The sequence below is a fragment of the Accumulibacter sp. genome (assembly GCF_031732815.1).
Lineage (GTDB): Bacteria > Pseudomonadota > Gammaproteobacteria > Burkholderiales > Rhodocyclaceae > Accumulibacter.
Genome location: NZ_JAVMKF010000054.1, coordinates 1 through 6,547, shown reverse-complemented (window position 1 = coordinate 6,547; position 6,547 = coordinate 1). Strand labels below are relative to the sequence as shown.

General features: G+C 62.9%; 5 protein-coding genes. 2 read left to right on the top strand and 3 right to left on the bottom strand.

Annotated elements, in window-relative coordinates; all coding sequences use genetic code 11:
- On the bottom strand, nt 1–1,768 hold a 1,768-nt coding region (locus RKP46_RS04805; protein ID WP_311105571.1), incomplete at its 3' end, for a carbon starvation CstA family protein.
- Nucleotides 1,769–2,344: 576 nt separating this feature from the next.
- Between RKP46_RS04805 and mads3 the strand changes: the two genes are divergently transcribed.
- Complete coding sequence (gene mads3, locus RKP46_RS04800; RefSeq protein ID WP_311105570.1) at nt 2,345–3,625, top strand: methylation-associated defense system AAA family ATPase MAD3; 1,281 nt, start codon at nt 2,345–2,347, stop codon at nt 3,623–3,625.
- 7 nt (nt 3,626–3,632) lie between these two features.
- Entirely contained in the window at nt 3,633–4,241 is a 609-nt protein-coding gene (gene mads4 / locus RKP46_RS04795; RefSeq protein ID WP_300327789.1) for a methylation-associated defense system protein MAD4, read from the top strand.
- Nucleotides 4,242–4,325: 84 nt separating this feature from the next.
- Here the strand turns inward: mads4 and btsR are convergent, their stop codons facing one another.
- Both btsR and RKP46_RS04785 read right to left on the bottom strand, forming a co-directional pair.
- Nucleotides 4,326–5,042: a two-component system response regulator BtsR gene (gene btsR, locus RKP46_RS04790; RefSeq protein ID WP_311105569.1), complete on the bottom strand. Its 717-nt coding sequence runs from the start codon at nt 5,040–5,042 to the stop codon at nt 4,326–4,328.
- Nucleotides 5,036–6,547: sensor histidine kinase (locus RKP46_RS04785; RefSeq protein ID WP_311105568.1), on the bottom strand; the 1,512-nt coding region annotated here is incomplete at its 5' end. The genes btsR and RKP46_RS04785, both read right to left, overlap by 7 nt.

Sequence of the window (6,547 nt, the reverse complement as noted above, 5' to 3'; positions counted from 1 at the left end):
TCAGCGTGCAGACGAGCAGCCAGGAGGCCGGCACGATGGTCACCCAGGCGTGCTTCTGCCGCTTCATCTTGAACAGGACGACCGTGCACAGCATCAGCGCTACACCCGCCAGCATCTGGTTGGAGATGCCGAACAGCGGCCACAGGCTGTTGATGCCGCCGAGCGGATCGACGACGCCCTGGTACAGGATGTAACCCCAAGCGGCAACACACAGGGCGGTAGCCGTCAGGTTGGACGGCCAGGAGTTGATCTGTCGCAAGGCTGGCACGAAGGTGCCGAGCAGATCCTGCAGCATGAAACGTCCGGCACGTGTCCCGGCGTCGCAGGCGGTGAGGATGAACAGGGCTTCGAAAAGAATGGCAAAGTGGTACCAGAAAGCCATCATCGCCTGCCCGCCGAAGACCTGCGAAAAGATCTGGGCCATTCCCACGGCCAGCGTCGGCGCGCCGCCCGCGCGCGAGAGAATGCTGTTTTCGCCGACATCCTTGGCAGTCTGCGTGAGCACTTCCGGGGTGATCACGAAGCCCCACTGCGAAATCACTTGCGCAGCGCCTTCGACCGTCTTGCCGATGATCGCTGGCGCGCTGTTCATCGCGAAGTAGACGCCAGGATCGATGACCGAAGCGGCGACTATCGCCATGATCGCCACGAACGACTCCATCAGCATGCCGCCGTAACCGATCATGCGCGCGTTCTTTTCGTTGTCGAGCAGCTTCGGCGTCGTTCCTGAGGAGATCAGAGCATGGAAGCCGGAAACCGCGCCACAGGCGATGGTGATGAAGATGAACGGAAACAGGCTTCCCGACCACACCGGGCCAGTACCGTCAACGAACTGGGTGACGGCAGGCATGCGCAGATTCGGTGCGACGTAGACGATGCACAGGGCCAGACCGACGATGGTGCCGATTTTCAGGAAGGTCGACAGGTAGTCGCGTGGTGCGAGCAGCAGCCACACCGGCAAGACCGACGCGACGAAGCCGTAGATGATCAGCATCCAGGTCAGTTGCTTGCCATTGAAGGTAAACAGCGGCGCCCAGGTAGCGCTCTCGGCGACCTGACCGCCGACCAGGATGGCGGCAACCAGCAGCACGAAGCCGATGACCGAGATCTCGCCGACACGCCCTGGGCGGATGAAGCGGTTGTAGACGCCCATGAACATGGCGATCGGGATCGTCGCGGCGACGGTGAAGGTTCCCCACGGGCTTTCCGCCAGCGCTTTGACGACGATCAGCGCCAGAACAGCGAGGATGATCACCATGATCATGAAGGTTCCGAAGAGGGCGATGATACCCGGGACGAAACCGAGTTCCGACTTGACAAGGTCGCCGAGCGATCGTCCGTCACGACGTGTCGAGACGAAGAGGACCATGAAGTCCTGTACGGCGCCGGCGATGACGACGCCGACGATGATCCACAGCGTTCCCGGCAGGTAGCCCATCTGTGCAGCCAGCACCGGGCCGACCAGCGGGCCGGCGCCGGCGATCGCCGCGAAGTGGTGACCGAACAGGATGTACTTGTTGGTCGGCACGTAATCGAGGCCGTCGTTGTGGCGGACGGCCGGCGTTGCACGCGTCGGGTCGAGCTGCATCACCCGGTCGGCGATGAACAGGCTGTAGTAGCGGTACGCGACGAGATAGATCGAAACCGCAGCAGTGACGATCCACAAGGCGTTGATGGTTTCGCCACGCGACAGCGCCACGGTGCCGAGGGAGAATACCCCGACTGCCGTCAAGAACCACCAGATGGCATGTTTGGAAACGATGTTCACGGCCCCTCCAGGAGTGAATTGTGTCATGGCGGTGGGCTGCAGCCTCTCGCAAAGCTGCCGACGCCGCCGCGGGAAACCGGTCGTCGAAGCCTGGTGAATGGCTGATCGACCAGGCACTGACAGGAAGTAAGCCCCCGGCGCGGGGATTCCTGACCTGGTGCAGCACGCAATCTAGCCCTGATTCTGGCCGCCGTGCGTACCATCTGGCGAGCGGTCGGTGCGCGGATTGAGCGGTGTCCCGGGCCCGCCGAATGGCGCTGTTGCCCCTGTTTGAAGTCGCGCGGCCCATAGAAACACGCGTCGCTGGGGCCGGTCTGCTTCCTCGCGTCATGCGTTGGCGATCTCCCTGTCGAGCCGCGGCGATCGAATGACCGCCCGGCGTCTGCCGCGGTGAGTGACGATCGCGGGCGGCGAGTGCGCGCATGATCCCGAGGCAGGCTGCGTGCGGTGACGTGTTCGGGATCGATCGACCAGGACCAACGTTCTGACGGGAACGCGAACCGGCGGTTTCGTGCACACTGAAAGGCGCCTATACTCGCCGTTCTCGTCAAACCAACCGATCTTGCGCACGCTGCGATGTTTTCCCGTATTCAGACGCGTTATTTCCGCAGCCTCAAGGCCGTCGATCAGGTCTTGGCACCGATGCAGGCGCTGGTCGGGCCAAACGCGAGTGGCAAGACGACCTTTCTTGACGTGATCGGTTTGTTGAGCGACCTGGTGCGGCAGCGAGGCGACGTGCGCGAGACCATCCTGTCACGCAGCGCGAGTTTCGACAAACTGATCTGGCAGGGGTCCGAGCGGGACTCCGACCCGAGAAACGCGTTTCAGCTTGCCGTCGAGGCGCCAATTCCGAAGGCCGTCCGCGCGCGCATGGCCGAAGACAAGCGCCGCTTCACGTTCGTGCGCTACGAACTGGAGGTCGGCTTCGATGCGGCGAGCAATGAGCTGGGCCTCAACCATGAGACGCTGTCCTTGCGCACAAGCAACGAGGACGATCTGCCCGTGCAACGGGATCTCTTTCCGTTGGTACGGCAAGATGCGCCGTCGATATTCGTCGGTAAAGGACGACCGGGCTACAAGGTGGTGATGAAGAAGACACCCGGCGGCAACGACAACTACTACACCGAGGGGGCGAAGTCGTACTCCCCGTCGTTTCGTCTTGGGCGCGGCAAGCTGGCACTGGCGCACATCCCTGCCGATGAGGCCAGCTTTCCGGTCAGTTCGTGGTTTCGCGATCTGCTCGAGACGGGGGTGCGGAAGGTGGTTCTGAACAGTCAGATCATTCGCCGAGCGAGTCCTCCGGGGCTGGGTCGCGACTTCCAGACGAATGGTGCGAACCTGCCATGGGTAATAGCCGAGTTGCGGCGCGATCGGCAGCGCTTTGAACACTGGCTGGATCATGTACGCACCGCACTGGAGGACATCGCCGACATCGACACGATCGAACGTGAGGACGATCGCCACCGCTATCTGGTGATCAAGTACGCCAACGGCGCTGAGGTGCCCTCGTGGCTGGCCTCCGACGGCACCCTGCGCCTGTTGGCATTGACGATAACGGCTTACTTGAAGGATCTCGATGGCGTCTTCCTGATCGAAGAGCCGGAAAACGGCATCCATCCGCGCGCCATCGAGACCGTCATCCAGTCGCTCTCGTCGATTTATGACGGTCAGGTGCTCATCGCCACGCACAGCCCGGTTGCGCTGAACATGCTCGACCCCGCGCAGATCCTTTGTTTTGCCAAGGACAGCACGGGCGCGACGGACATCGTTGCCGGCGACCGGCATCCTGCCCTGCAGCAATGGAGACAAGGGAAGCCCGATCTCGGCGTCCTGTTTGCTGCCGGCATTCTGAGCTGAGACGGCCGTGCAGGACCTGGTGGTGCTGGTTGCCGACAAGAACATGCAGTTTGCCCTGCGCGGTGCGCTGGGCCGCCCACAAGCCCTGGGAACCCGACCGTTGACATGGGACATCCGCCCGCACATGGGTCGTGACGGCGGTGTGCGGACGAGTGGCGCCGACATGCTGGCATGCGACGCTGGCCGTTTTTCGCACGCGCTCATGCTTTTGGATTTTCAAGGCTGCGGGCACGAGGAACGGGAAACTCCTTTGTCGCTGGAAGGAAAACTGGACGAGCAACTGCAACGCGTCTGGGGGTCGCGTGCCAAGTGCATCGTCATCGCGCCGGAAGTCGATATATGGCTCTGGGGAAGCGATCGCGTGCTGCACGAAGCTCTTCAGTGGTCCACGGAGGAATCGATTCGTGACTGGCTGCGCCACCGCGGTTTCGAATTCGATGCTGCCGGCAAGCCGCTGCAGCCGAAGGAGGCGATCGAAGCCGTTTGCCGTAGGCAAAAGCGGCCGCGGTCTTCGGCCATCTACGAGAGCATCACTGGACGCGTCAGTCTTCAACACTGTACCGACCAGACGTTCCAGCGATTACGAGCGCAGCTCCTTGCCTGGTTCGCGCCGTGAGTGCAAGACATCACGCCAGGCGGCAAGCGTCGGCTGGGCAATGGCACGCTTGTTCTTGTTACACAGTGGGCGCGGCGAAATCTTTCACGGAATCAGCAGGCGATCCTTCATCTCGCGCAGATGGCGGCGGCTGACCGGCACCCGTCTGCCGCTGCGCGTGATGATCTCGGCGGCGCCATTTTCGAGCAATTCGATCTCGGCGATCTGATCGAGGTTGACCAGGAACTGTCGGTGGCAACGAATCAAGGACGAACGCTCTTGCAGGATCTTGAGGCTCAGTTCGGTGGTTCCCTGCCGCTCCTTACCGACGACCTGGACGCCGGCGATGTCGGTGTGGACGAACTCCACTTCGTCGAGCGGCAGAAGAAAGATGCGGTTGCGGCCGAAACAGGGAACCTGGCGCAGCGTCTCGGCCGATCCCGGAAACGCCGTGCCCGAGCGCCGGACTCCCGCGCGCAACCAGTCGAGCGTGCGGGCCAGCCGTTGCGGGTCGATTGGCTTGAGGAGGTAATCGGTGGCGTGCTCCTCGAAGGCTTGCAAGGCGTGTTCATCGTAAGCGGTGACAAAGACGATCTGCGGCAGTGCCGAAGCGTCGATCATGCCGACCATTTCGAGCCCGCTCACGCGCGGCATCTGAATGTCGAGGAAGACGACATCCGGACGCAGGCGACGGATGGCCGACAGCCCTTCGATCGCGTTGGCGCATTCGCCCAGCACCTCGATGTCGGCGGCTGCGGCGAGCAGGGCCCTGAGTTCCTCGCGCGAGGGTGCTTCGTCATCAATGATCAGCGCAGTCAGCATGGTGCAAGTTCCTCTTCCACCGGTAGACGAATAGCCACGCGCGTCCAGCAATCGCGTTCGCAGCTCACCTCGATGCCGTAAGCCGCACCGTAGCGAATCTTGATCCGCCGATCGACCAGGTTCATCCCCAGGCCTTCGCCTCCCGGTGTCGGCCGATACAGGCCGGCGCTGTCCTCGACGACGATCGTCAGCACGCCCTCCTGACGTTGGGCGCTGATGCGGATGGTTCCTGCCTCGAGCATCTGGGCAATGCCGTACTTGACCGCGTTCTCGATGATCGGTTGCAGCGAGAAGGCTGGCAGACGCAGCGGCCGCAGATCGGCGGGAACGGCGAACTGGACGTCGAGGCGATCGGCAAAGCGCGCTTGTTCGATGCGCAGGTAGGCATCGACATGTTCGATTTCATCACCGAGCGTGGCCTCGTTGCCGACCCGCTTGAGGCTCTTGCGGAAGAAGGTCGACAGGTATTGCACAAGCTGCCGCGCCGCCTCCGGGTCGCGGCGAATCACTGCCGCCAGCGTGTTCAGCGCATTGAACAGGAAATGCGGGTTGATCTGCGCCTGCAGGAGCTTGATTTCCGATTGCGCGAGCAGTCGTTTCTGTTCCTCGATCCGGCCGGCAAGTACCTGATTCGAGAGCAGGCGGGCGATCCCTTCGCCGAGCGTGCGATTGAGCGAGGAAAACAGTTTCCTCTTCGGTTCGTAGAGCTTGATCGTCCCGAAGACATGGTTCTCTTCATCGCGCAGCGGGATGACCAGACACGAGCCGAGCTTGCAGTCCTTGCTCAGCGAACAGCAGTAGGGGACGGTGGCTCCGTCGGCATAGACGACTTCATTGTGTTCGATGGCGTGTCGCGTGTGCGGCGAGGCAATCGGCGTACCCGGCAGATGGTGGTCGGCACCGATACCGACGAAGCCGAGCAGCTTCTCGCCATCGGTGATCGCCACCGCACCGACGCCGGTTTCTTCCTGAATGACGCTCGCCATGCGCTTGCAGTTGTGCTCGTCGAAGCCCTGCAGCAGCACGCCGACCGAGCGCTCGGCGATGCGCAGCGCTTTCGCCGAGAAGGCGATCGAATACTTCTCCAGCGTCTCCCGGCGGTCGAGAATTAGGCGCATGAAGAGGGCCGCTCCGACGGCATTGGTCAGCGTCATCGGCAGCACGATATGCGCGACCAGGCGGGCAGCCTGGTCGAACGGCCTGGCCATGAGCAGGATGATCAGCATCTGTAGCAACTCGGCGCCGAGCGTCGTCCAGAACGCAAGCGTCGGGCTGAGCAGCCGGTCGGCGCGCTGGCTGCGCAGCAGGTAGAGGTGCAGGCAGCCGCCGATCACGCCTTCGGCGGTCGTAGACACCGCGCAGGCGGCGTCGGTAAAGCCGCCGAGCGAGTAGCGGTGCAGGCCGCCGGTGAGGCCGACGGCGAGGCCCACCACTGGTCCACCGAGCAAGCCGCCGAGGACGGCGCCGATGGCACGCGTGTTGGCGATGGCGCCTTCGATCTGGAA

Excerpts from the sequence above, each read along its gene's own strand:
- mads3 (WP_311105570.1), top strand. The coding sequence starts at position 2,345 with ATGTTTTCCCGTATTCAGACGCGTTATTTCCGCAGCCTCAAGGCCGTC.
- btsR (WP_311105569.1), bottom strand. The coding sequence starts at position 5,042 with ATGCTGACTGCGCTGATCATTGATGACGAAGCACCCTCGCGCGAGGAA.